The 24,762-nt window shown below is 67.6% G+C and carries 23 protein-coding genes and 1 pseudogene; 18 read left to right on the top strand and 6 right to left on the bottom strand.

The genetic code is table 11. The annotated features are described in order from the left end of the window. Positions 1–70: 70 nt before the first annotated feature. Positions 71–913 (top strand): IclR family transcriptional regulator, encoded by an 843-nt coding sequence (locus tag A5752_RS12185; RefSeq protein WP_067085417.1) that lies wholly within the window; start codon positions 71–73, stop codon positions 911–913. Continuing rightward, positions 910–1,818, top strand: coding sequence for a LipP1 family hormone-sensitive lipase (gene lipP1, locus A5752_RS12180; RefSeq protein ID WP_067085415.1), 909 nt, complete (start codon positions 910–912; stop codon positions 1,816–1,818). Before A5752_RS12185 ends, lipP1 begins: the two co-directional genes overlap by 4 nt. Positions 1,819–1,828: 10 nt before the next feature. On the opposite strand, the gene A5752_RS12175 is transcribed toward lipP1, so the two are convergent. Continuing rightward, the gene (locus tag A5752_RS12175; protein WP_067085413.1) at positions 1,829–3,034 is read right to left on the bottom strand and encodes an NADH:flavin oxidoreductase; all 1,206 of its coding nucleotides are present in this window, start codon (positions 3,032–3,034) and stop codon (positions 1,829–1,831) included. 100 nt (positions 3,035–3,134) lie between these two features. On the opposite strand from A5752_RS12175, the gene A5752_RS12170 reads away from it, so the two are divergent. Both A5752_RS12170 and A5752_RS12165 read left to right on the top strand, forming a co-directional pair. Further along, entirely contained in the window at positions 3,135–3,482 is a 348-nt protein-coding gene (locus A5752_RS12170; RefSeq protein WP_067085410.1) for a hypothetical protein, read from the top strand. Beyond that, entirely contained in the window at positions 3,475–4,098 is a 624-nt protein-coding gene (locus A5752_RS12165) for a Dabb family protein (RefSeq protein ID WP_067085408.1), read from the top strand. Before A5752_RS12170 ends, A5752_RS12165 begins: the two co-directional genes overlap by 8 nt. 55 nt (positions 4,099–4,153) lie before the next feature. Here A5752_RS12165 and A5752_RS12160 read toward each other — a convergent pair whose 3' ends face one another. Both A5752_RS12160 and A5752_RS12155 read right to left on the bottom strand, forming a co-directional pair. After that, positions 4,154–5,041 carry an SDR family NAD(P)-dependent oxidoreductase gene (locus A5752_RS12160; protein ID WP_067085406.1) on the bottom strand — a complete coding sequence of 296 codons (888 nt, stop codon included), beginning with the start codon at positions 5,039–5,041 and terminating at the stop codon, positions 4,154–4,156. Further along, positions 5,038–6,966: a flavin-containing monooxygenase gene (locus A5752_RS12155; RefSeq protein ID WP_067085451.1), complete on the bottom strand. Its 1,929-nt coding sequence runs from the start codon at positions 6,964–6,966 to the stop codon at positions 5,038–5,040. Before A5752_RS12155 ends, A5752_RS12160 begins: the two co-directional genes overlap by 4 nt. Before the next feature lie 102 nt (positions 6,967–7,068). Between A5752_RS12155 and A5752_RS12150 the strand changes: the two genes are divergently transcribed. The 12 genes and pseudogenes from A5752_RS12150 (at position 7,069) to A5752_RS12095 (ending at position 20,123) form a co-directional block, all read left to right on the top strand. Then, a complete protein-coding gene (locus A5752_RS12150; protein WP_502686718.1) occupies positions 7,069–8,646 on the top strand; it encodes an acyl-CoA synthetase in 1,578 nt (525 codons plus the stop codon). Between the two features lie 21 nt (positions 8,647–8,667). Then, positions 8,668–9,774: a zinc-binding dehydrogenase gene (locus A5752_RS12145; RefSeq protein ID WP_067085402.1), complete on the top strand. Its 1,107-nt coding sequence runs from the start codon at positions 8,668–8,670 to the stop codon at positions 9,772–9,774. A gap of 14 nt (positions 9,775–9,788) precedes the next feature. After that, on the top strand, positions 9,789–11,207 hold the full coding sequence (locus A5752_RS12140; protein ID WP_067085400.1) for an aldehyde dehydrogenase family protein: 1,419 nt from the start codon (positions 9,789–9,791) through the stop codon (positions 11,205–11,207). Continuing rightward, complete coding sequence (locus A5752_RS12135; RefSeq protein ID WP_067085398.1) at positions 11,204–11,983, top strand: crotonase/enoyl-CoA hydratase family protein; 780 nt, start codon at positions 11,204–11,206, stop codon at positions 11,981–11,983. The genes A5752_RS12140 and A5752_RS12135 overlap by 4 nt, the downstream gene beginning before the upstream one ends. Next, a complete protein-coding gene (locus A5752_RS12130; protein ID WP_197500598.1) occupies positions 11,980–13,125 on the top strand; it encodes an acyl-CoA dehydrogenase family protein in 1,146 nt (381 codons plus the stop codon). Before A5752_RS12135 ends, A5752_RS12130 begins: the two co-directional genes overlap by 4 nt. After that, positions 13,122–14,132 (top strand): acyl-CoA dehydrogenase family protein, encoded by a 1,011-nt coding sequence (locus tag A5752_RS12125; protein WP_067085394.1) that lies wholly within the window; start codon positions 13,122–13,124, stop codon positions 14,130–14,132. Before A5752_RS12130 ends, A5752_RS12125 begins: the two co-directional genes overlap by 4 nt. A gap of 81 nt (positions 14,133–14,213) precedes the next feature. Next, positions 14,214–14,702, top strand: coding sequence for a nuclear transport factor 2 family protein (locus A5752_RS12120; protein WP_067085392.1), 489 nt, complete (start codon positions 14,214–14,216; stop codon positions 14,700–14,702). 3 nt (positions 14,703–14,705) lie between these two features. Further along, complete coding sequence (locus A5752_RS12115; RefSeq protein ID WP_067085390.1) at positions 14,706–15,557, top strand: SDR family oxidoreductase; 852 nt, start codon at positions 14,706–14,708, stop codon at positions 15,555–15,557. A gap of 26 nt (positions 15,558–15,583) precedes the next feature. Beyond that, positions 15,584–16,376, top strand: a pseudogene (locus A5752_RS12110) (SDR family NAD(P)-dependent oxidoreductase). Between the two features lie 8 nt (positions 16,377–16,384). Beyond that, entirely contained in the window at positions 16,385–18,004 is a 1,620-nt protein-coding gene (locus tag A5752_RS12105) for an FAD-binding protein (protein ID WP_067085449.1), read from the top strand. Then, complete coding sequence (locus tag A5752_RS12100; protein ID WP_067085388.1) at positions 18,001–18,930, top strand: alpha/beta hydrolase; 930 nt, start codon at positions 18,001–18,003, stop codon at positions 18,928–18,930. The genes A5752_RS12105 and A5752_RS12100 overlap by 4 nt, the downstream gene beginning before the upstream one ends. Before the next feature lie 116 nt (positions 18,931–19,046). After that, positions 19,047–20,123, top strand: coding sequence for a hypothetical protein (locus A5752_RS12095; protein ID WP_067085386.1), 1,077 nt, complete (start codon positions 19,047–19,049; stop codon positions 20,121–20,123). Between the two features lie 51 nt (positions 20,124–20,174). On the opposite strand, the gene A5752_RS12090 is transcribed toward A5752_RS12095, so the two are convergent. Both A5752_RS12090 and A5752_RS12085 read right to left on the bottom strand, forming a co-directional pair. Continuing rightward, positions 20,175–20,450 (bottom strand): ferredoxin, encoded by a 276-nt coding sequence (locus A5752_RS12090; protein WP_067085384.1) that lies wholly within the window; start codon positions 20,448–20,450, stop codon positions 20,175–20,177. Then, complete coding sequence (locus tag A5752_RS12085) at positions 20,447–21,586, bottom strand: 3-ketosteroid-9-alpha-monooxygenase, oxygenase component (RefSeq protein WP_067085447.1); 1,140 nt, start codon at positions 21,584–21,586, stop codon at positions 20,447–20,449. Before A5752_RS12085 ends, A5752_RS12090 begins: the two co-directional genes overlap by 4 nt. Before the next feature lie 101 nt (positions 21,587–21,687). Between A5752_RS12085 and A5752_RS12080 the strand changes: the two genes are divergently transcribed. Beyond that, positions 21,688–23,391, top strand: a complete 1,704-nt coding sequence (locus A5752_RS12080) for a 3-ketosteroid-delta-1-dehydrogenase (protein WP_067085383.1) — start codon at positions 21,688–21,690, stop codon at positions 23,389–23,391. A gap of 4 nt (positions 23,392–23,395) precedes the next feature. Here A5752_RS12080 and A5752_RS12075 read toward each other — a convergent pair whose 3' ends face one another. Further along, positions 23,396–24,064, bottom strand: a complete 669-nt coding sequence (locus A5752_RS12075) for a PadR family transcriptional regulator (protein WP_067085381.1) — start codon at positions 24,062–24,064, stop codon at positions 23,396–23,398. 100 nt (positions 24,065–24,164) lie between these two features. On the opposite strand from A5752_RS12075, the gene A5752_RS12070 reads away from it, so the two are divergent. Then, on the top strand, positions 24,165–24,761 hold the full coding sequence (locus A5752_RS12070) for a PaaI family thioesterase (RefSeq protein WP_067085445.1): 597 nt from the start codon (positions 24,165–24,167) through the stop codon (positions 24,759–24,761). Position 24,762 lies beyond the last annotated feature (1 nt).

The raw sequence follows: 24,762 nt of genomic DNA, 5'->3' as shown, positions 1-24,762 counted from the left end.
CATGCTACAAATAGGCATATTCCTATTAGAAATATCGCCTGCCTGGTGCAGGTCGCTCTCCGGAGGCCACATGACAACGACTGTCGAAACACCCAGCGCCGTCCTCGACCGCGTATCGCTGGTTCTTGACGCTTTCGATGGGCCCGGACGACTGACACTGGCGCAGATCGTTCGCCGCACCGGGCTTCCCCGCTCGTCCGCGCACCGCATGCTCGAGCGCCTCGTCCAGCTGCGCTGGCTACGGCGCAACGGGCGCGATTACGAGTTGGGCATGCGGCTGGTCGAGTTGGGTTCGCTCGCCGTGCATCAGGACCGCCTGCACCGCGCGGCGGTGCCCCTGCTGCACGACCTGCATCGCGCCACTGGTCTGGTCGTCCACCTCGCCGTGCTCGACGGCACCGATGTCGTGTACCTGGAGAAGATCGGTGACGGATTGGGCGCAGCCATTCCCAGCCGCGTCGGAGGGCGCCACCCCGCGCACTGTTCGGCGTTGGGCAAGGCGATGCTGGCCACTGCCACCGACCTGAACTACGACACGATCGACCTGACGAACCGCCGTTCCAAGTACTCGATCGGATCGCCCGTCCAGTTGCGCACGGAGCTGGCCAAGGTGCGTTCGCACGGCATCGCGTTCGACCGCGAAGAAGCGCTCACCGGATTCGGTTGTGTCGCAGCGCCGATCGGCGGCCAGGGCGAGGCCGTGGCGGCCGTGTCGGTGTGCGGCCCGATGAACCGGATGATGTTCGACCAGCGTCTCGTCGCGCCGGTGCGGATGACCGCCATGGCAGTGTGGCGCAACGCCGAGGACGGCCCGCGACGGGTGGCCCCGACGCTGCAGCAGGCCCGGCCGCTGCGGAACATGCCCGCACCGCGGCCCACGGCGCCCCGCGAGCCGGTGTTGCAGTACGCGTGACACTCGATCCGCAGATCGCCGACCTGATCGAGGCGCTGGACTCCGGATTTCCGCCGGTGCACACCATGACCGGCGCGCAGGCGCGAGCGACGATCCGATCGCGGTTCGTGCCTCCGGCACAGCCCGAGGCCGTCGGATCGGTCGACGACGTGACCGTAGCCGGCGATGTCCCGGTCCGGATCTACCGACCGGTGTCGGATGTCCCGGTTCCGGTGGTGGTGTACGCCCACGGCGGTGGATTCGTGTTCTGCGACCTCGACAGCCACGACGGGCTGTGCCGCAACCTGGCGAATCTTCTTTCCGCGGTGGTCATCTCGGTGGACTACCGGCTCGCGCCTGAGAGCAGATGGCCGGCCGCGACGGAGGACGTCTACGCGGCGACGCGGTGGGCGGCCGAGCACGCCGCGGAGTTCGGTGGCGACCCGGACAGGCTCGCGGTGGCGGGTGACAGCGCCGGAGGCAACCTCGCGGCGGTCACCACGCTGATGGCGCGCGACCGCGGCGGGCCCGCCCTCTCCGCGCAATTGCTGATCTACCCGATGATCGCCGCGGACTTCGAAACCGAGTCATACCGGCGCTACGGCAAGGGTTTCTACAATCCGCGGCCGGCGCTGCAATGGTACTGGGACCAGTACGCGCCCTCCCCCGCCGACCGCACCCACCCGTATGCGTCGCCGCTGCAGGCACGCCTCGACGGTCTGCCGCCGGCGGTGGTGGTGATCGCGGGTCATGATCCGTTGCGAGACGAGGGCGTGGCCTACGCCGACGCGTTGGAAGCCGCGGGTGTGCCCGTGGCGCGGTGCACTTTCGAGGGCGGGATCCACGGTTTCATGACGATGCCGATGCTCGACATCGCTCACGAGGCGCGGCGCCAAGCGACGCAAGAACTCGCGAAGTTGTTGTGAGGCCCTCGAACTAGACCTTCGGCACCGGGCCGTAGCGCTGGTGCGGGTCGAGCACGCAGTGGGTCCGGCCGAACACCGTGACCATGCACTTGTTGTTGTGGTTGCAGCGGCTGCGCGTGTCGTGGTCGGCGATCATCGCGTTGACGAGGTCGGGTTCACGCAGCAGTGCCCTGCCCATCGCCATGAAGTCGAAGCCCTCACGCAGCCCTGTCTGGAGATGCTGGTAGTTCGTGATGCCGCCCAGCAGGATCAGCTTGGTGTTGCGGACCACCGGCACGAACTGCCGTGCCGCGTCGAGCATGTAGAGATCCCGGTACGGGTAACTGCCCATGACCCGCTTGCCTGCGAGGCGGACGCCGGGCCGCAGCGCGGACGGCATCACCTCGGCGAATTCCTTGACCGGGACATCGCCCCGGAACAGGTACATCGGTTTGTAGACCGAGGAACCCTGGGTCAGCTCGATGGCGTCCAGCGCGGAGTCGGCGTCGAGCAGTTGCGCGGTCCGCAGGGCCTCGTCGATCCAGATGCTGCCGGGCAGCCCGTCGTCCATGTCGAGTTTCGCGATGACCGCGATCTGGTTCTTCACGACGTCTCGGACCCGGGTCGCGATTTCGCGGACCAACCGCGACCGGTTGTCGATCGAACCGCCGTATTCGTCGCGGCGCCGGTTGATCCGCGCACTGAGGAACGAGCTCGGCAGGTAGAGATGGCCGAAGTGCAGTTCGACGGCGTCGAAGCCGGAGTCGATGGCCACCTGCGCCGCTGTCGCGAATTGTCCGATCACGTCACGGATCTCGTCGCGGGTGATCTCGCGACAGTAGGCGAAGGAGGTGGGGTTGACGAAGCGGCTGGGGGCGACGGCCGTGACGCCGGTCAACTTCTTCGGAGCGACGACGCCAGCGTGGCCGAGCTGCGCCGAGATCGCCGCGCCTGTCGCGTGCACGGCATCGGTGAGCCTGCGCAGTCCGGGCAGCGCCGCCGGGCTCATCACGATCTGGCCGGGTGCGCTGGCGCCCTCTTTTGAGACGCAGCAGTACGCGACCGTCGTCATGCCCACGCCGCCCTTGGCGAATGCGACGTGGAAGTCGATCAGGTCGTCGGTGACCATGCCGTCGGGCGAACGGCCCTCTGACGTCGCGGCCTTGATGACCCGGTTGCGCAGCTTCACCGGACCGAGCCGGGACGGCGCGAACGGGTCCAGCGTCTCAACGGTCATCGGACCACGGTGCTCCCCACCGCGGCGGCGGTCAACCGTGTCGTCCCGATGGCCGGGAGCGTCATCGGCACCACGGACGCCGGCGCTCTACTGTCGGGCCATGGCCGACGGTGAGGTGTTCGTCATCGACCGGGTCATCACCCGGCCCGGATGCGCAAGGCGTTTCGTCGACACGTATCTGGCCGAATACGCGCCGGGTGCGCGCGATCGCGGGATGACGCTTCGCGACGTGCTCGTCAGCCCACCGATATGGTTCGACGACCAAACCAACGTGGTCACCGTGACGTGGTCGCTACCCAGCTCGCAGGCCTGGTGGGAGATGACGTGGAAAGGCAGGCCCGACGCCACGCTCGGTGCGTGGTGGGACGGCGTGGCCGAACTCGTCGTGGAGCGCACCCGCAGCGTCGCCGCCGCGGCAACCGATGTGGACGGACTGTGCGATGTATAGCGTCATCCGGCTGATCGATGTGGCCGGTGCGCCCGAACGCGACCGCATGCTGAAGGAGCTGCGGGAGGCGTCGGTGGCCAGCGGCGCGGCCCACGCTCTGGTGCAGCCGACGCTGCCGGGCGTGCGCAACGGCGGCGACATCCTCATGCATCTGCGGTTCGGTGATGCCGACGGATGGTCCTCGGTGGCACCGTCTTTCGACGCGTTGTTCGACCGCCCCGAGGTCGCCCGCGTCAACGGCGCCACCTACACGGGCGTCTCGAGCGTCACCCGAGACATTTCCGCCACCGTCTACCGGACACTGCTGCTGCGGGTGCAACCGGACACCGACGAGGCGACGGTGGCGCGGTTCGAGGACGATCTGCGCCTGCTCCCCCGCTATGTCACCTCGATCGGCACATGGCAACTCAGTCGCGTCGACTCGGCCGTCGGCACCTCACCGTGGACCCACGTCTTCGAGCAGGAGTTCCGCGACCTCGAGGGTCTGACCGGCCCTTACCTCATGCACCCCATTCACTGGGCGTATGTGGACCGCTGGTTCGACCCCGAATGCCCCGATGTCATCGTCCGCGACCGGGTCTGCCACAGCTTCTGCAGCATGCCGCACCGAGCGTGAAATCAGCGCGAAATTCCAGCCGGATTTTCGATCTGAGCGCACGTTCGGCGGGCCGCTAGAGGCCGGCGGGCAGGATGTTCGGGTTGGCCGTCGCGGGCGGTTCCAGCGGCGGCAACTCGGCGGTGCCGTCGAGCGTGTGCACGGTCAGCCCTTGCGACCACGGATAGTGCAGGCTGAACGCGACCAGCCCGGTGCGCTCGGCGGCGGGCCGGTGACACATCGCCAGCACCGTCTCGGCCAGATACTCGACCGGCTCGGTCGGAAAGGTGTCCGGAATGAGTTGTGCCGCACCGGGAGTGCGGATGGCCGTCGAAGGGCCGACACAGTTCACCGCGATGTTCAAGTCGAGGAGTTCGGCGGCCACGCCCTGGGTGAAGCGGTGCAGGGCGGCCTTGCAGGAGGCGTAGACGACGTCGCCGGACGTCTTGTTGTACTCGCGGTACGGCCGCACGGGAGCGACACCGGTCACCGACCCGATGTTGACGATCCAGCCTGCACCCCGTTTCCGCATGTGCGGCACGGCGGCCTTGGTCAGCACGAACGGCGTGCGCAGATAGTGCTCGACGGTGCGGTCGAAGGTGTCCAGGCCCATGTCCTCGACGCAGGCATAATCGGCGAAACCCGCGTTGTTGACGAGAATGTCCAGCCCACCCGCGCGTTCGACGACCTCGTCCACCAACCCGCCCCGTTGGTCGGGGTCTTCGAGGTCGGCGGCGATGCCGATCGCGGTGCCGCCCGCCCCCTCGATCAGCTCGACGGTCTCGGCGATCGTCCCCGGCAGGGCCGTCGCCGCACCGCCGCGTATCGACGCCGACGGCTCGAACGATCGCGCGGTGACCACCACAGTCGCGCCCTCGGCGGAAAGGCGTTGCGCCACAGCGCGTCCGATGCCTCGGCTACTGCCGGTGACCAGCGCCGTCTTGCCTGCGAGCAGGCCGGTCATCGGATCACGAAGTGTTCTTCGACGGGCGCGCGATGCTGGTGCCAGATGTCGACCAGGCGGTACGGCGTCGCGACGACCACGCGACCGGATGCCGAACGGTAGTAGGTGTGCGCGTTCGGGGTGTGGCACCACACCGTCCGCGACATCGCCTCGTCGATCTGCGCGACGTAATCGTCGTAGGCCTCCCGCGTCACCTCGATGGTGTCGGCATCGCGCAGCGCGAGCAGTTGCAGACACTCAACGATGTAGTGCGCGAGCACCTCCATCGAGAAGTTGGCGCCCGCACCGTGGCCCGGGCTGTAGTTGGGCGCCGAGGTGATGAACAGGTTCGGGAAGCCCGGCACCGTGCCGCCGCGGTACGCGCGGGGACTGTCGCCCCACTCCTCGCGCAGTGTCCTGCCGTCGCGACCGCGGATGTCGACCGTGGACAGGAAGTCGAGGTGATAGCCGGTGGCGTAGATGATCACATCGAGATCGATCTGCCGACCGTCTTCTGTGACGATGCCTGCGGCGTTGACGGCGGCCGGTTCGCTCGCCTCCACGTCGACGTGCCCCCGCGTCAGCGCTGCGTAGTAGCCGCCCGGGTCGCGAATGATGCGCTTACCGTACGGCGCGAAGTCGGGGGTGACCTTCTTCGCCAATTCCGATCCCTCGCCGAACGTCTCGTTGATGTACTCCAAGCACATCTGCAGCAGGACGTCGTTGGCTTGCGAGATCGACAAATGGTCCTTCGCCCACTCGGGGTCGCGCAGGATGACCGGATAGTTGTTGTCGGCCGTCGCCCAATAGGACTTGAGCCGGTGCCAGTTCGCGTAATACGGCACGTGCCGTCCGAGGAACCGTCGGAATTCGGGGACATCGTCGGACAACCGCTTTCGCGGAGCCACCCAGTGTGGTTGCCGTTGGAACACGGTCAGGTGTTCGACCTCGTCCACACACGCGTCGACGATCTGTACGGCCGTGCATCCCGCGCCGATGACGGCGACCCGCTTACCGGTGAGGTCCAGCGAAGGATCCCACAGCGCCGAGTGAATACTGGTGCCCTCGAACGATTCTCGGCCGGCAACATCGGGAAACCGTGGCCGGTTGAGATAGCCGGCGGCGGTGACGACCACTCGGGCGTAGCTGACGTCGCGGTTCCCGTCGCGGTCGACCGCATGAATCTGCCACTGGTTTCGCGCGTCGTCCCACCACAGCGCCTCGACCTCGGTGCCGAACCGGGTGTGCTCACGCAGTCCGTGCCTGTCGGCGAGCGACACCAGGTAGTCCTGGTATTCCGCGCCCTGCGGGTAGTAGCTCGACCAGTCGGGGTTGACCTCCCGCGACAGCGAGTAGTACGCCGACGGCGTGTCGACACCGATACCGGGATACTTCGTCGTCAACCAGGTGCCGCCGACCTCGTCGTTGCGGTCGAAGATCTGATACCGCACCCCGGCGTCGGCTGCGGCCAGCGCGGTGATGATGCCCGCGATGCCCGCGCCGACGATCGCGACATTCGTCGTCGGCGGGATCGGCACGGTGCGCGGCAACGTCGGCTGGGAGAGGTGAAAACCGCCCTGCTCGAGCAGGAGCGGAACGAACTCGTCGTCGACGTCGGAGCCGAGCGCCACCGGCAGCGCGCGGGTGAACAGATCGATGTCGTCGGCGGCCATCGCCCCTTCGGCCCGCGGCGAGGACAGCGCCGAGACGACCGCACCGACAAGCGCCGCCATGGTGTCGGCGTCGGTGATGCCGGCGCGCTCGGGCGGATCGGGGATGTGCGTGATCTTGGGCCCGAACCGGTCGAGCACCGACGGGTCACCCGTCAGCTGCGCCAGCACCGCGACCAGGACGCCGGGGTCCGCCTGAGCGAGGTTCGCCCTCAGTTCATCGCGGTCGACATCCGCGGCGTGCGGCGACGGTATTGCTCGAGCGTCTGCAGTCACGGGCACAAGTATCGGCGCAGCACGGCCGACCGGGCAGTGCCCTGCCTACTGAGCGGGACATCGGTCCCTCGCCCCACGCCAGACATGCTTACGCTGCCCGCCATGGATCTGGATGCGGTGGTGGAGCAGGCTCGCAGCCACACTCTGGGCGACATCCCACGCCGCTCGGCCCGCAGGCAACCCGACAAGACCGCGATCATCGATGGCGACACGGTGTTGACGTTCGCCGAGTTCGACCAGCTCGTTGACCGGGCCGCGGCGGCGTTGCAGGACAACGGCTTCCGTCCCGGTGATCGGGTGGCGCTGCTGGCGCGCAACTGTTGGCAGTATGCGGTGCTCGCCTTCGCCACCGCCCGCGCCGCGGTGGTGTTGGTGCCGGTCAACTTCATGCTGACGGCCGAGGAGATCGCCTACATCCTCGGCCACAGCAAGGCAGAGGGCTTCATCGTCGAAGCCGAGCTGACAGGCGTCGCGCAGGACGCCATGCGCATCGACGGAGCGGTTCGCACCAGGGCCGCGATCGTCCGGCCCGGACAGAGCGTTCCGCCGGGCTGGGACGACTTCGCGCAGTGGCTGTCCACCACGGCCCCCGCGCCGAATCCCCGCATCGACGACGACCAGCTGCTGCGGTTGATGTACACCAGCGGCACGGAGTCGCGGCCCAAGGGCGCGATGCACACGAGCCGCAGCCTGATGTGGCAGTACGTCAGCACCATCGTCGCCGGTTCGATGGCCGGCGACGACGTCGAAATCCATTCGCTGCCGCTGTATCACTGCGCGCAGCTGGACAACTTCCTGGCCACCGACATCTATCTCGGCGCGACCAGCATCATCCTGCCCGGGCCCGATCCCGAAACGGTGCTGCGCGCGATCGCCCGCTACGGGGTGACCAACTACTTCGCGCCTCCGACGGTCTGGATCAGCCTGTTGCGTTGTCCGGTGTTCGACGAGGTCGATCTGTCGAGCCTGCGCAAGGGCTACTACGGCGCTTCGGCGATGCCGATCGAGATCCTCGCCGAGATCCGGGACCGGCTGCCGAACCTGAGGTTGTGGAACTTCTACGGCCAGACCGAGTTGGCACCGCTGGCGTCCGCGCTCGGACCCGACGAGCAGGACACCCACGCCGGTTCGGCGGGACGCCCGGTGGTCAACGTCGAGACGACGATCCTCGACGAGGACGACGCCCCGGTCGCCCCAGGCGTGGTGGGTGAGATCGCCCACCGCAGCCCCCATCTGATGCTCGGCTATCTCGACGACCCGGCCAAGACGGCGGAGGCGTTCCGCGGCGGTTGGTTCCACTCCGGCGATCTCGGTTACTACGACGAATACGGCCTGCTGCACGTGGTCGACCGCAAGAAGGACATGATCAAGACGGGCGGCGAGAATGTCGCCAGCCGCGAGGTCGAGGAAGTTCTTTACCGGCACAACGGGGTTCAGGAGGTCGCGGTCTTCGGCCTTCCCCATCCGACGTGGGTCGAGACCGTGGTCGCCGCGGTGGTGTCCCGCGAGGGCGCCGACCTGACCGAGGATGACCTGATCGCGCATTGCCGGCAGCATCTGGCCGGGTTCAAGACCCCCAAGCACGTCCACTTCGTCGACGCACTGCCGAAGAATCCGAGCGGCAAGCTGCTGAAACGTCAACTGCGCGAACGCTTCGCGGCCGAACCGCTGAGCCGCTGAGCCACCGAAGGGAACTGTCTGTTGTTCACAGGACGTATCGCGCGCTTCGACGCGCCCGGAAAGCCATTCGAGATCGAGACCGTGAACCTGGCCGAGGTCGGCCGCGGCGAGATCCTGATCAAGGTCACCAGGACCAACATCTGCGGATCGGACCTGCACGCGTGGCACGGCACCTTCGCCACCCGCGGCCTGGGGGGACAGCTTCCGACGGTGCTCGGTCACGAAATGGTCGGCACGGTATCGGAACTCGGTGACGGGGTCACGGCGGACTCGAACGGCGCACCGCTGGCGAAGGGCAGCCGGGTGGTGTTCCCCTACTTCTTTTCCTGCCACCGGTGCCGAAACTGCCTGGCGGGCAGGCGCAACGCGTGCCTGAACCTCGGGATGGCCATGCTCGGACGCGCCGACGCGCCGCCCTACTTCGTCGGCGGCTACGCCGACTACTTCCTGCTTCCGGCCGGGGCGGTCGTGTACACCGTGCCCGACCGGGTCAGCGACGACATCGCGTCGGGCGCCAACTGTGCGCTGTCCCAGGTGATGTACGGCCTCGAGCGCGTGGACCAGCAACTCGGCGAGACCGTCGTCGTGCAGGGCGCCGGCGCGCTGGGACTGTATGCGGTCGCGGTCGCCAAGGCCCGCGGCGCCGGTCGGGTCATCGCCATCGACGGGGTGCCCGAACGGCTCGAGCTGGCAACCGCGTTCGGCGCCGACGCGGTGATCGACATCAACGCGGCCGCCACGGTGAAGGACCGCGCGAAGATCATCCGCGACCTGACCGACGGTTACGGCGCCGACGTCGTGGTCGAGGTCGTCGGCCACCCGTCCGCCATCGACGAGGGCCTCAAGATGCTGGGCCAGTTCGGCCGTTACGTCGAGATCGGAAACATCAACATCGGCAAGACCTTCGAATTCGACCCGTCACGGTTCGTTTTTGCCAACAAGACGATGGTCGGGGTCTCGCTGTACGAACCGCCGGTGCTGTCGCGGGCGCTGACCTTCCTCGAACAGCACCAGGACGTCCTCCCCCTGCACCGGCTGGCTGCAGCGCAGTATCCGCTCGACGACATCAACGAGGCGTTCGCCGCCGCCGAGCACAAGTGCGACGTTCGCGCCAGCATCGTTCCCTGATCCCAAGGAGACCCATGCACGACTACACCCGCAAGACGCTGTTCATCGACGGGCAGTGGATGACACCGTCGGCGGCCGACGTGATCGACGTCGTCGACCCCGCCACCGAGAAGGTGATCGGCTGTGTGCCCAACGGAACGGTCGCCGACGTGGACGCTGCCGTGGCCGCCGCCCGCCGAGCCTTCGATCCGTTGATCACCCGCGCCGAGCGCAGTGACCGGCTGGCCCGGGTGATCGCCGCGATGGAGAAGCGGCTGCCCGACATCGCCGAGACCATCAGCCGGGAGATGGGCGCGCCGCTGCGTGTGGCGCAGGGAGTTCAGACCAAGGTGCCACTGGCGGTGGCACGCGGTTTCGCCGACGTCCTCGAGTCCTTCGAATTCGAAGAGCGCGTGGGCAACTCGTTGGTGCTGCGCGAGCCGTACGGCGTCGTCGGCGCCATCACCCCGTGGAACTATCCGCTCTATCAGGTGGTGGCCAAGGTGCTGCCCGCCATCGCCGCGGGCTGCACCGTCGTCCTCAAGCCGAGCAACGAGGCGCCGCTGTCGGTGTTCGAGTTCATCGAAGCGGTCGAGGAGGCCGGACTTCCCGACGGTGTGGTGAACCTGGTGTCGGGGCGCGGATCCGTGGTGGGTGAGCGGATCGCGTCGCATCCCGACGTCGACGTGGTGTCGTTCACCGGCTCGACCGCCGTCGGCCGCCGGGTCGCCGAGCTCGCCGCCGGCTCGGTGAAGAAGGTCGCCCTCGAACTCGGGGGCAAGTCCGCCAACGTCATCCTCGACGGCGGCGACCTCACCACCGCGGTGAAGGTCGGCGTGGGCAACGCGTTCCTCAACGGCGGGCAGACCTGCATGGCGTGGACCCGGATGCTGGTGCCGCGCTCGCGCTACGACGAGGCCCTCGAACTGATCGAGTCCGCCGCCGCCAAGTACACCGTCGGCGACCCGTCCGAGCCCGGCACCCGGATCGGCCCCCTGGCGTCGGCCGCGCAGTTCGAGTCCGTGCGCGGGTTCATCGACCGCGCGCGCCGCGACGGCGCCCGCCTACTCACCGGCGGATCCGAATCGGTCCGCGACACCGGCTACTACGTCGCCCCGACCGTGTTCGCCGACGTCGACCCCGACTCCGAGCTCGGTCAGGAGGAAGTGTTCGGGCCGGTGCTCGCGGTGATCCCGTTCCGGGACCAAGACGACGCCCTACGCATCGCCAACGGCACGCCCTACGGGCTCGCGGGCGCAGTGTGGGGTCCCGACCTCGACACCGCCATATCGTTCGCGAAGCGCGTGCAGACCGGACAGCTCGACGTCAACGGCGGCGTGTACAACCCCGTCGCGCCGTTCGGCGGCTACAAGAAGTCCGGTGTCGGCCGGGAACTCGGCCGCGCGGGGTTCGAGGAATTCCTGCAGACCAAGTCCCTACAGTTGCCGTCATGAGCACACCGCTGAACATCGCCGCTCACGGTGCGACACAGACGTGGACCATCGACCTGCCCGAGGTCGGCAACGCGATCACCGACAAGGGCTTCATCTCGGCGTTCGAGGCCGCCGTCGACGCCGCCAACGCGGATCTCGACGTGCGCGCGGTGATCCTGACGGGCGCGGGCAAGATCTTCTCCGCGGGCGGCAACGTCAAGGAGATGGCCGACCGCACCGGGATGTTCGGCCTCGGCGCCCTCGATCAGCGGCGTGCGTACGTCGACGGGATCCAGCGCATTCCCCGCGCACTCGGCCGCCTGGAGGTCCCGCTGATCGCCGCGGTCAACGGTCCCGCCGTGGGAGCGGGCTGCGACCTCGCCATGATGTGTGACATCCGCGTGGCCTCCGAGCGGGCGTCGTTCGCCGAGAGCTTCGTGCAGATCGGCATCATCCCGGGCGACGGCGGCACCTGGTTCCTGCCCAGGGCGATCGGCTACGAGCGCGCCGCCGAGATGACGTTCACCGGCGACCGCATCGATGCGGCCACCGCCCTGGAGTGGGGCATGGTCACCCGCGTCGTGCCGCACGACGACCTGCTCACGGAGACGCTCGCGTTGGCCGAGCGGATCACGAAGAACCCCGCTCACGCGCTGCGGATGGCCAAACGTCTGCTGCAGGAATCGCGGGCCGGTTCGCTGGACTCCACGCTGGCCATGGCCGCCGCCATGCAGCCTCTGGCCCACCGCGACCGGGAGCACGAGCAGCGCATCAGCCGATGGCGGACCACCCCGTGACGCTCCCCCGCCTGGTGCCCCCGGCCGCCGTCGACGCCGCCGCGACCGCGGCCCTGCGAGCCGAGGTACGAGCGTTCCTCGCCGAGCAGCGTGCCGCGGGTGCTTTCACGCCGTCGGTCGACGCGTGGCTGACGGGATGGGACGAGGACTTCACCAAAGCGCTTGCCGCCCAGGGCTACCTCGGGATGACCGTGCCGGTCGAGTACGGCGGACACGGACGCTCCTTCATCGAGCGGTTCGCGGTGACCGAGGAGTTGCTCGCCGCGGGCGCACCTGTCGCGGCGCACTGGATCGCCGACCGGCAGATCGTGCCGTCGTTGCTCAAGTACGGCACGGAACTGCAGAAGAGGGAGTTCCTCCCGCGGATCGTGCGCGGCGAATGCTTCTTCGGCATCGGCATGAGCGAACCCGATTCGGGCTCCGATCTCGCGAGCGTGCGCACCAAGGCGGTCCAGGTGGACGGCGGTTGGTCGCTGTCGGGGACGAAGGTGTGGACGTCGGGGGCGCACTACGCGCATGCGTTCATCGCGTTGGCCCGCACGGCCCCAGTCGATCCGGACAACCGCCACGCCGGGTTGAGTCAGTTCATCGTCGACCTGCGCGGACCGGGTGTGCACATCCGCCCCGTCGTCTCGATGAACGGCGCACACCACTTCAACGAGGTGATCCTCGACGGCGCCTTCGTCCCCGACGACATGGTGTTCGGTGAGATCGGTGCGGGCTGGCGCCAGGTCACGTCGGAACTGGCCTTCGAGCGCAGCGGACCCGAACGGTTCCTGTCCACCTTCGTGCTGTTACGGATGTGCGGCGAAAAGATGGCCGCACAGGAGCTTTCGCGGGACGCCGGACTCGGCCGCCTTATCGCCCGAACCGCCGGACTGCACCAGATGTCGACCGCCGTCGCGGGCGCACTGGAGAGGCGCGAGCCCGCCGATGTTCCCGCCGCGGTGGTCAAGGTGCTCGGCACCACCACCGAGGGCGACATCGCCGACTTCGCCGACACGCTGACCGACGCGACCACTAATCCCGAACTCGCCGAACTGGTTTCGCGAGCCGTGGATCAACGTCCCGGCTTCACGCTGCGCGGCGGCACCAACGAGGTGTTGCGCGGCGTGATCGCACGAGGATTGGGGCTGCGATGACCGTCGATCCGGCACTGGTCGAGATGATGGACGCGGTCTTCGCCGAGTACCGCGACGCCCACCCGCCCGCGAAGACCGTCGAACGGGACACGGAGTTGTGGCGGCGCCTCGACGACCTGGGCCTGGTCCGACTGACCGGCGCCGAGGAGTCGGGCGGCAGCGGAGCGGGCTGGTTCGAGGCCGCCGAACTGCTGGCGGCCGCCGCGCGCAACGCGGTGCGAACACCGTTGGCCGAACACGACCTACTGGCCTGCTGGCTGCTCGAGGCGAACGGAATGGGCGGCGACGACGCGGTGCGCACGGTGTGCCTGCTCCGCGAGGACGGAACCGCCGACGGCGTCCCCTGGGCCGCGGCCAGTGACCGGGTGGTCGTCGTCTGGCGCGATGGCGACGACCATTGCGTCGCCGACATCGACGCCGCCGCACTCTCGATCACGGCCGGCAGCAACGCGATCGGCGAGCCCCGCGACTCCATCGAGGCCGACATCGCCGCGCTCGACGGTGTCCCGCTGGCCTCCGATCTGGTGGCCGAACTGTGGCACAAGGCCGCGCTGGTGCGGGCGATCCAGGTGTGCGCGGCGCTCGACCGGATCGTGCTGTCGTCGGTCGAACACGCCGCGTCGCGAATCCAGTTCGGCCGGCCCCTGTCCCGCTTCCAGGCCGTCCAGCACCTGATCGCCGACTCCGCCGCCGAAGCGGCGTTGGCGCGGGCGGCCACCGAGGGTGCGCTGACGACGGCCGTCATGAGCGGTTGGTCGACGGGCAGCCTCGCGTTCCGCGTCGCGGCGGCACGCTCCTGCGTCGGTCATGCCACGTCGGTCGTGGTGCGCAATGCCCACCAGGTGCACGGCGCGATCGGCACCACCCTCGAGCACCGGTTGCACGAGTTCACCCGCGCCGCGCTCGCATGGCGGTCCGAATTCGGGTCGGTTCGCTATTGGGACGAACAGGTCGCCGACGCGACGCTGGCCGCCGGAGCCGACGTGTGGAGCCTGATCGTCGACTGATCCGACTGCCTGCCCGCGCGGTGTTCCACTGACCGGGCACCGCCGCGCCACGTCCCGGTCGGCGACGGTTGACTCGCACCCATGAGCAACGAGATCACGCTGTCCGAGGTCCAGGAGTTCATCGCCGCCTTCTGGTACCACTACGACCAGGGTCACTTCGCCGAGCTCGGGGCCCGGCTCGGCGAGGAGATGGAATACCTGAGCCGGTCCGATTCCGGGAACTGCCCGTTCGAGGAGCTGCTGGCCGCCGAGTTGCACGGCAAGGACGAGACCTTGGCGTGGTTGACGCAGCACCGCAACGAGAATCCCTACCCGCTGCGCCACCACGCCACCAACGTCTTCCGCACCGGCGTCGACGGGGACGTCACCACCGCGCGCTTCTACCTGTACGTGAACCAGGTGACGAACAACGTCCCGTTCGACGTCTCCAGCGGTGTGGTCGACGTCGGCATCCGCCGCGCCGGCGACGGCCTGGTGTTCACATCGATGACCGTGATCCTCGACGCCGAGGACTCCGTCGCGTTCTCCGAGCACGCCGCCAAGACCGCCACCGCCTCGACCGCCTCGTAAGGCGTGGACGCACGCGCGACGTTCGGCGGTGGTGTCGCGGTCATCACCGGCGCCGGAAACGGGATAGGCGCGGGGCTGGCACGCCATGCCGCCGCGCTGGGCATGACCGTCGTACTGGTCGACATCGACGCCTCGGCTATCGCAGCGCTTCGCCACGAGCTCACGGGCTCGGTGGACCTGGTGTGCGATGTGCGCGATCCCGAAGCGCTCGAAGGCCTTGCCGCACAGGTGTATTCAGAGATCGGCCCGGTCCGGCTGCTGGTCAACAACGCCGGTGTCGAGCAGTTCGGATACCTGTGGGACACCCCCGTCGCCAATTGGGACCGGCTGGTGGACATCAATGTCAGCGGCGTGTTCTACGGCGTCCGCGCGTTCCTGCCGCGCATGATCGCCGCGGACTCCCCGTCGTGGGTATGGAACCTGTCGTCGATCGGCGGCGTCGCCGTCGTGCCGCTGCAGGCGCCCTACATCATGAGCAAGCATGCGGTGCTGGCACTGACCGAATGCTTGCGACTGGAGGTCGAATTGGTTGGCCACGCCGACCGGATCCACGTGCAGGCTGTGCTGCCCGGCGCCGTGAAGTCGAACATCTTCGAGGCCGCCGGCGGCGTCGACGACGGCGACGTCGGGGCCGCCGAGGCGCAGCGGACCGCGATGCTCGACATCAAGGCCGAGGCAATGGATCCGGTCGAAGCGGCGCGAGTGGTCTTCGAACAGGCCGCGGCCGGCGAGTTCTATCTGCTCACCCAACCCGAGTACGTCGGCAACGCCATGGCGGAGCGCGCCGAAGTCCTGGCGTCGCGCCGGGCGCCGGCCCTGCGCGCCAAGCGGCGGTTCGACCCCACTCGGCATTGACGGAATTCGATTGAAGGAAGGTCGACGTGCAGATCGCCGACAAGGTGTTCGTGGTGACAGGCGCCGGCAACGGTATGGGCAGGCAAGTCGCGCTCGGACTCGCCCGCCGCGGCGCACGCATCGCTGCGGTCGACCGTGACTCGGTCGGCCTGGCTGGTACGGCGGAACTCGCGAGCATCACCGGCATCCCGATGTCCACGCATGTTCTCGACCTCACCCGACGACGAGGCGGTCGCCGCACTACCCGATGCGGTGGCGCGGGCGCACGGACAGATCGACGGACTGGTCAACATCGCCGGCGTCATCCACCGATTCGCCCCCTTCTCCGAGCTCTCCCCAGATGAGACCGACCGCATCATGGCCGTCAACTTCGATGCCACAGTGCGGATGTGCCGCGCCTTCCTGCCGTCCCTGCTGACGCGGCCGGAGGCGAACATCACCAACATGTCGAGTCTCTCCGCGCTGTTGCCGTTCGCCAGCCAAACGCTCTACAGCGCGAGTAAAGGCGCGGTGAAGCAGTTCAGCGAGAGTCTCTACGCCGAACTGTGCGACACCAATGTCCATGTGGTGACGGTGTTTCCGGGCAACATCGACACCAACCTGACGGGGAACTCCGGGGTGGCGATGCTCGACGCCGGTGACAAGAAGGTTCGTTCCGCCACCGCCGAAGCCGCAGGCAAGAAGATTGTCGACGGAATCGCCCGTGACCGCTTCCGAGTCCTGATCGGCACGGACGCATTGGCCCTCGACATCTTGGCCCGGCTGTCGGCGAAGCGCGCTACCCGGTTGGTCGCCAAGCAGATCAAGTCGGTTCTGTGAGGCTGAACGTGGCAGCTGCAACCGAGTACGACGTCATCGTTGTCGGGTTCGGTGCTGCCGGCGCCGCCGCCGCGATCGAGGCTGCCGATCGCGGAGCACGCGTCCTGGTGCTGGATCGGGGGTATGGCGGCGGCGCGACTGCCTTGTCGGGCGGGATCGTCTACGCGGGCGCGGGTACGGCCGAACAGCGGGCCGGCGGATACGACGACAGCGTCGCGGACATGCGGGCGTATCTCGAACAGGAGGTCGGCGACGCGGTCAGCAGTGAAACCCTTCGGAGGTTCTGCGAACAGAGCCCGGATCTGATCGAGTGGCTCAAGAGACAAGGGGTCGGGTTCCGCGGCGGTCTCGTGTCCTCATACAAGACGTCGTATCCGACCGACGATTTCTACCTCTACTACTCCGGCAACGAGAAGGCCCATCCCTACGCGCGGCACGCGCGGCCCGTGCCGCGCGGGCACCGCGTGGTGGCTCCGGGTATGAGCTCGGGCAAGGTGCTGTTCGAGAACCTGCGCCGTTCGGCGAAAGCCAAAGGCGTCGAATTCATTCCGTTGTGCCGAGTGCATCAACTCATCGCCGATGACCACGGGCGGATCCGCGGGGTCCGGTACCGCGCGATGCCGACGAACCATCCCGACGCGCGCAAGCACCGCGTTCTGACCAAGCTCACCGGAAAGGCAGGCACCTGGCTGCCCGGCCTGGTCAAGGGCGCGGTCGAGCGCGCCGAGACGCTGTGGTCCGACGCCGCCGTGGACGGCGAGGCATCCGCACGGGCAGTGGTACTGGCCGCCGGCGGTTTCATCCACAACCGTGAGTGGATGGCCGAACACGCTCCGGAGTTCATGAAGATCTCGCCGCTCGGCACCCCCGGCGACGACGGCTCGGGTATCGCCCTGGGAGTCGAGGCCGGCGGCATGACCGACAAGATGGGCAACATCACGGCCTGGCGTTTTCTGTCGCCACCGAGCGCATTTCTCGAAGGTCTCACCGTGGGCAGGGAAGGCCGACGCATCGCCAATGAAGACCTCTACGGCGCAACGCACGGCAATGTGATGATGCGCGAGTTCGGCGGCGCGGGCTGGGCCATCTACGACGCCCCGACCTGGAGGAAAGTAAAGGCCCAGATTCGAACGCAGACACAGCTCTTCCAGCGCCTGCAATTGATGTACCTGTTGACGGTCGGACACCGCAAGGCGTCGACGGTGGAGGAGATCGCGCGCAAGAACGGGATCGATCCGACGGGTCTGCGCCGCACCGTCGAGGAGTACAACCGCGGCATTGCCGGCGGCGCGGGCGACCCCGCGCACAAAGAGCCGGATCTGTGTCCCCCGCTGACAACCCCGCCGTTCTACTCGATCAACATCTCTGCGGACTCGTCGATGTTCTACCCGATCCCCGGGCTGACACTCGGCGGCCTCATCGTCGATGAACACACCGGCGAAGTCGCCCATCGTGACGGTGGAACCGTGGCCGGCCTCTACGCCGCGGGTCGCAATGCGGTCGGTATCTGCTCCAACAGCTATGTCAGCGGGTTGTCCATCGCGGACTGCATTTTCAGCGGACGGCGCGCAGGGGCGCACGCGTCGGACACGCTACGGTCGGTCTCGAGTGATCGAGATCGCCTGTGACGCACTACTGCCTGGATCCCGACGCCGCGGCGCGGGTTGCGCAGTTCGGGGACGTGGCGCCGATGCGGGAGCGTGGACTCGACGCGGTGCGTGACGCTTTGGAATCCGCGCCGCTGCCCGAAATGCCGGAGATGGCCGATGTCGAGGATCGGATCATCGAGGGACCCGTCGGGGAGATCCCCCTGCGCATCTACCGACCGTCGACCGACAGCGGCGCCCCCGCGGTCGTCTACTTTCACGGCGGCGGAATGGTTCTGGGCTCGAACCATTCGTTCGAACCGTTGGCGCGCAACATCGCCCACCACTCCCACGCCACTGTGGTGTCCGTCGACTACCACCTGGCCCCCGAAGCGGCACCCCCGGCCCAGTTCGACGACGCCTACGCCGCGACCCGTTGGGTTGCCGAACACGCCGACGACCTCCGCATAGACGGCACCCGCGTCGCGGTGGCGGGCGACAGCGCCGGAGGCACACTGGCGGCCGGCGTCGCGTTGGCCGCCCGTGACCGCGGTGGGCCGGCCCTGTTCGCCCAGATCCTGATGTATCCGGGCGTCGACAAAGATCTCGAGGTCCCGTCGATCCGGGCCATGCCCGAGGCGCCGATGCTCAGCGTCGTCGACATCGAGTACATGCACGAGCTGGCCGACGGCCCGGAGCACCCCTACACGATTCCCGCACGGGCACAAGATCTGTCGGGCCTGCCGCAGGCCATCGTCGTGACCGCCGAAGCCGATCCGATCCGCGACTGGGGCGAGCGCTACGCGGACCGGTTGCGCGACGCGGGAGTACAGACGACGGTCACCCGCTACCCCGGCATCTACCACGGGTTCCTGATGCGTTCAGACGCGACGGCCCGTGGGCGACTGGCGGTGGCCGAGATCGGCGCACTGCTACGCGCGAAGTTCGCCCATCCGCTGCCCTTCTGATCGAGCGGAAACAGATGTCCCGATGACCGGACAGGCACGCGGCCACTTGCGGGCCGCAACACCAGAATTGACCAAGCGACCGGCATGAGATGCCGACCTCGAGAGTAGGAGAGAACATGCTCACCCAAGAGCAGCGGATGGAGTTGTCCGACGTCCTGCGGCCCGCTTCACCGCCCCGCGAGATCGACAACCTCTATTCCGACGACCAGCGGGAGCGCCTCCTCGATGTGGTGCGTACCCAGGGTCCCTGGAAGTTGATCATCGCCCAGCACTTCGCGTCGGCCGAAGAACTCATGGCCACCATGAGCGGGTTGTTCCCCGAGGGCTTCACCCCCTCGCTGGACCTGTTCCTCACCGCGACGTTCCGCGGTTATCTGGCCAACTACGGCACGGTGCTCTATCCCGAGCTGCACGACTGCTTCTACAACCAGCGCTTCGTCGAGTACGCCAAGAGCTACTGGAACGCCGAGTACGCCAAGCCCGAGATGATGCTGTTCAACATCAACGGCCCCTGCGCCAACCGCGATCCCGGCCACCTCGACTCCCCCAGCTTCCGCGGCGTGCGCCACGAGAACGCTCCCACCTGGCTGACCAGCGTCATGGGCAAGTCCGGGCTGTTCCGCGACTACCTCATCAAGATGGCTCAGGTCATCACGTGGTTCTCGCTCGACGAGGGCAGCGGGTTCACCTACTGGCCCGAGGGGCCTCTCAAGCCGCCGAAACGCCTGCTGCCGCCGGTCTACAACCGCGGTGTGCTCGTGCAGAACGAGATGATGGTGCACCGCGGCGAGGCCAACGGGCCGCTCGATCAACAGACCCCGGCGGGGCTGGCGTTCGACACGGTGTTCACCGGGGATCCGTCGGACCGCGACTTCTGGCTGCTGAAGAACGGCGACGACGTGATCGCCCGCCACCACACCGACGAACTGCGGTTCCTGGTGCACTGGTCGGCGGAGGTGTTCACCGACTTCGACGAGCTCAAGAAGAACATGGACGGCAGCGACGATCTGACCATCGACAAGGCGATCGACATGCTCGTCGACGATGTCCACTCCAAGGGCATCAAGCTCGACGTGCCGAGCGAGCCTCTGCACGATCCGGAGTTCATCGCGGCGCTGAACGCGGTCTACGACCTCGGCGGGCCGGCGGAGTACCCGAAGGAAGCGCCCCTGTCGGAGTTCCAGCTGACCTAGCGGCGGTTTCGGTGCGCTATCGGTCGCTCAGCGATCGGTAGCGCATCGACATCACGCTGTTTCGTCGACGATCGGCAACGCCCCGCGGCGCGCCGCCTCCTCGATCGAATCCCGCAGTTCGAAGCAGACCAGGAACGGCCTACCGTCGTGCGCGTGGATGGCCTCGGCGTCGCGGCGCTGGTGGCACTTTCCGGCGGACTCGGCGTCCCACTGCACGCTGGTCTGCTGCCAGGTGCTCTTACGCACCAAAACGGTTGCCGCGCAGAGCCGGCACGTCACCGAGGTCATCGGCGCGTCGGCGAATCGGTTGTCCTGGCGGACGGTCATCCCGCGCTCGTGACGGCGTCCCGTGCGGCGATATTGGCCTCGACGATCTTCATCCATTCCTCGCGCGGCCGGGTGGTGTCGATCTCGTATTCGAAGCGGTCCACCATGTCCGGCGTCACGTCGGCGACGTCGACGTAGAACTGCTCGTACCAACGACGAAGTTGGTAGACGGGCCCGTCCTCCTCGCACAGGAGCGGATTGTCGATGCGCGCCTTGTTCTTCCAGATGGCGACGTCCTGCTCGAAACCCATCTTCACGAAGTCGCCGAGACCGATCGCCGTCTGCATCGCGAGGTCCTCGGGCAGGTTTTCGGACTTCTTGACGATGATCCCGTACTGAAGCACGAAGGAGTTCTGGTCGATCGGATAGTGACAGTTGATCAGCACCGTCTTGTGATCGACGTCGGTGTAGTGGTAGGTGAGGTCGTCGATCATGAACGACGGCCCGAAATACGATGCGACCGAGGTGGTTCCGAGCATCTGGGTCGGGCCGGGCTCACCGAGGTCGGGCCGTCCCGCGCTGTTCATGTACTGGGTCGCGACATGGCCTTCGAAGATGTTCTTGAAATGCGTCGGCAGCGAACCGTGAATGTAGAAGAAGTGCGCCATGTCGACGACGTTGTCGATGATCTCGCGGCAGTTGGTGTTGACCACCGTCGTGTACCAGTGCCAGTCGGTCCACTCATCGCTCGTCGCACCCTCGATGCGCGGAATGGTGACCTCGGGCGGCGGAGGGTTGCCCTCCGCGTCGTTCCAGACGAACAACATGCCGTCCTGTTCGAGGGTCGTCCACGTCGCGGTGCGGGCCAACCGGGGCACACGCTTGCTGTAGGGCACCTTCTTGCATCGCCCGTCACCGCCCCAGCGCCAGTCGTGGAACGGGCACGCGATCTCGTCGCCCTTGACCTCGCCCTGGCTCAGGTCGCCGCCCATGTGACGGCAGTACGCGTCCAGGACGTTGATGCGGCCGTCACCGGCGCGGAACACCACGAGCTTCTTGCCGAACGCGTGCACCTGGTGCGGTTTACCGTCACCGAAATCTCTGACCAGGCCCAGGCAGTGCCATCCGCGAGCGAACCGCGACGGCGCGGCCTCCGCCTCGATCTGGCGGACCTCGATATCGGTGTCCATCGTCATACCGCTGTTGTAGCAGCCCTCGGCGAGCGTGTTCACGGTTCTGTTCCGCTCATCAGGACATCGATTCCGCACCGCGTCGAACAGTTCTAATTTGTTCGGTTGTGAGTAGCGCACACGGGGCGACGATCCCCGACGGCTTGCCGATGACCGACACCGACGTCGATCTGGTGGTGATCGGGTCCGGCACCGGCATGGCCGCCGCCCTCGCCGCTCACGAGCGTGGCCTGTCGGTGGTGATCGTCGAGAAGTCGGCCTACGTCGGCGGCTCGACCGCACGTTCGGGCGGCGCGCTGTGGCTTCCGGCCAGCACGGTGATCAAGGTCGACGGCGGCGCCGACACCGCGGCGCGGGCCAAGACGTACCTCGACGCGGTGGTGGACGGGACCGCACCCGCGCAGCGGTCGGACGCGTTCCTGGCGAACGTCGGCGAGACGATCGAGCTGCTGCGGCGGGCAACGCCGATGCGGCTCTTCTGGGCCAAGGAGTACTCGGACTACCACCCCGAGGCGCCCGGCGGCACCGCCGTGGGTCGCACGTGCGAATGTCGTCCGCTCGATTCGGCGATCCTCGGCCGGTACCGCACGCGTCTGCGGCCCGGCGTGATGGAGGCCAAGGTCCCGATACCGACCACCGGCGCGGACTACCGCTGGATGAACCTGATGTCGCGGGTGCCGCGCAAAGGTCTGCCGGTCATCGCCAAACGTCTCGGCCAAGGAATCGGCGGATTGGCCCTCAAGCGGCGGTATGTCGCCGGCGGTCAGGCGCTGGCCGCCGGCCTCTTCGCCGGTGTGCTGCGCGCGGGCATCCCCGTGTGGACCGACACCACCTTGCGTCGGCTCGTCACCGACGGCGACCGGGTGAGCGGCGTGGTGCTCGACCACAACGGCGAGGACATCACGGTGTCGGCGCGCCGCGGTGTCGTGCTCGCGGCGGGCGGGTTCGACCACGACATGGACATGCGGTGGAAGTTCCAGTCGGAATCCCTCGGCGAACATGCCAGCCTCGGCGCGGAGACCAACACCGGCGACGCGATCCGAATCGCTCAAGACGCCGGCGCCGCAACCGATCTGATGGACCAGGCGTGGTGGTTTCCCGCCGTCGCGGCGCTGCCGGGCGCGGACCCGAAGGTCATGCTCGCGGAGCGGTCACTTCCCGGGTCGCTCATCGTCGACCAGACCGGAAGCCGGTTCGTCAACGAGGCGACGGACTACATGACGTTCGGACAGCGTCTGCTCGAGCGTGAACGCGCCGGGAATCCGGTCGAATCCATGTGGATCGTCTTCGACCAGGGCTATCGCAACAGCTACGTCTTCGCCGCCGAACTGTTCCCGCGCATGGCGATACCCCAGAGGTGGTATGACGCCGGCATCGCACACCGCGCCGACTCCATCGCCGGACTCGCCCCCAGGATCGGCCTCGACGCGTCGACGTTGACCGCGACCGTCGAGCGCTTCAACGAAAACGCCGCCGCCGGAGTCGATCCCGACTTCCTGCGCGGGGCCAGCGCCTACGACCGCTACTACGGCGACCCGACCGTCACGCCGAACCCGAACCTGCGTCCGCTGAATCGGGGGCCGTTCTACGCCGTCGAGATGGTGCTCAGCGACCTGGGCACGTGCGGCGGCCTGCGCGTCGACGACCACGCCCGCGTGCTGCGGGAAGACGGTCGCGCCATCGACGGGTTGTACGCGATCGGCAACACGGCGGCCAATGCGTTCGGCACCACCTATCCCGGAGCGGGCGCGACGATCGCGCAGGGTCTGGTGTACGGCTACATCGCCGCCGCAGACGCCGCAGGCGGGTGACGGATCAGTCCTCGGCTTCGGCCTTCTTCTCGATTTCGTACCAGTATTCCGGTGCGGGCCAAGGAATTTGCGTGCCGCGTTCGATACCCGCATCCGCGAATGAGGCCTCGGCCTCGTCGAGTTCCTTGAGCATCTTCATGGCGAGTTCGCGTTCTGCGGCGTAATACCGCTCGGCCCACTGCAATGCGACCTTCGCGTAGGCCCACGACGGGTCCACGCCCGCCCACTTGGCGTCCTTCGCGGCTTGGCGCTGCATGTCGTCGGCGTAGGCGATGTGCTCCTGCAGGATCTCCTTGAGGCGCTCCGGTTCGGTCAGATGTCCGAACGTCACGCGCAGCAACGGGTTGTGCTTGAGCACCGGAGGATCGACGGGTGCCTCGTTGGCCCACCGCCGCACCGCGTCGAGACCCGCCGGGGTGATCTTGTACAGGCGACGGTTGCGGGTCCCGCCGGTGTTCTCGACGCGTGAGGACAGCAGGCCCAACTTCTCGAGCTTCTTCAGCTCCGAATAGATCTGGCTGTAGGCGGGGCTTCCGTAGAAGAAGCGCATGCTCCATTCGATCCACTTGCGGATGTCGTAGCCCGACAGTTCGTGTTCGTAGGTCAGCATGCCCAGCAGCGCCCAACTGGTCGCGGCCAGATTCGGCTTCGCGTCGGACGTGCTTTTCGCCATTTGCCTAGCCTAACAACGCAGGAGCACACCGCACCTCCAACGCACCACTGGCTGGGACGCCGCCTTGCGGAGTTGCCCAGGCGTGCGCACGCTGAAGCCCATGGCCGGTTCCGAACTCGACGACCTGCGTGCGGTGTACGAGCCCCTGGCGCAGTCGGTGCGCCGACTGATCGACGTCACCATCCGCACCCGCGCGGACGCTGCGACGGTCGCGGCCGTGAAGGACAGAATCGATTGCGCCAGTGACGAACTCAGTGAATCGCTGCGCGACGGCTCATTCGGACTGGAACACACCCGCGGCGGCGAGGCGATGGTGTGGGGAAATGTCGTCATCGGAGTGCGCAATCCGGCCGCCCCACCGCTGGTGGTGCATCACGATCCCGACGGCAGAGTGTGGACCGAATTCACGCTCGGCGCCGCGTTCGAGGGCCCGCCGGGGCACGTCCACGGCGGAGTCTGCGCGATGCTGCTCGACCACGTGCTCGGCGCGACGGCGCACAAACCGGGCAAGCCCGCCGTCACGGGAACGTTGACCACGCGGTACCGGCGCGGGACCCGGCTTGATCACCCGCTGCGCGCGGAGGCCTGGGTCGAACGGGTGGACGGCGCGAAGACGTTCGCGGTCGGGCATATCGCCGACGCCGACGGCGTCACCGTCGAAGCCGACGGTGTCTTCATTCACCCCAGAAACCCCTGAG

This window comes from Mycobacterium sp. 852002-51961_SCH5331710 (genome assembly GCF_001665535.1).
Lineage (GTDB): Bacteria > Actinomycetota > Actinomycetes > Mycobacteriales > Mycobacteriaceae > Mycobacterium.
Note: the sequence above shows the minus strand (reverse complement) of the source record. Positions and strands in the feature narration are given on the sequence as shown.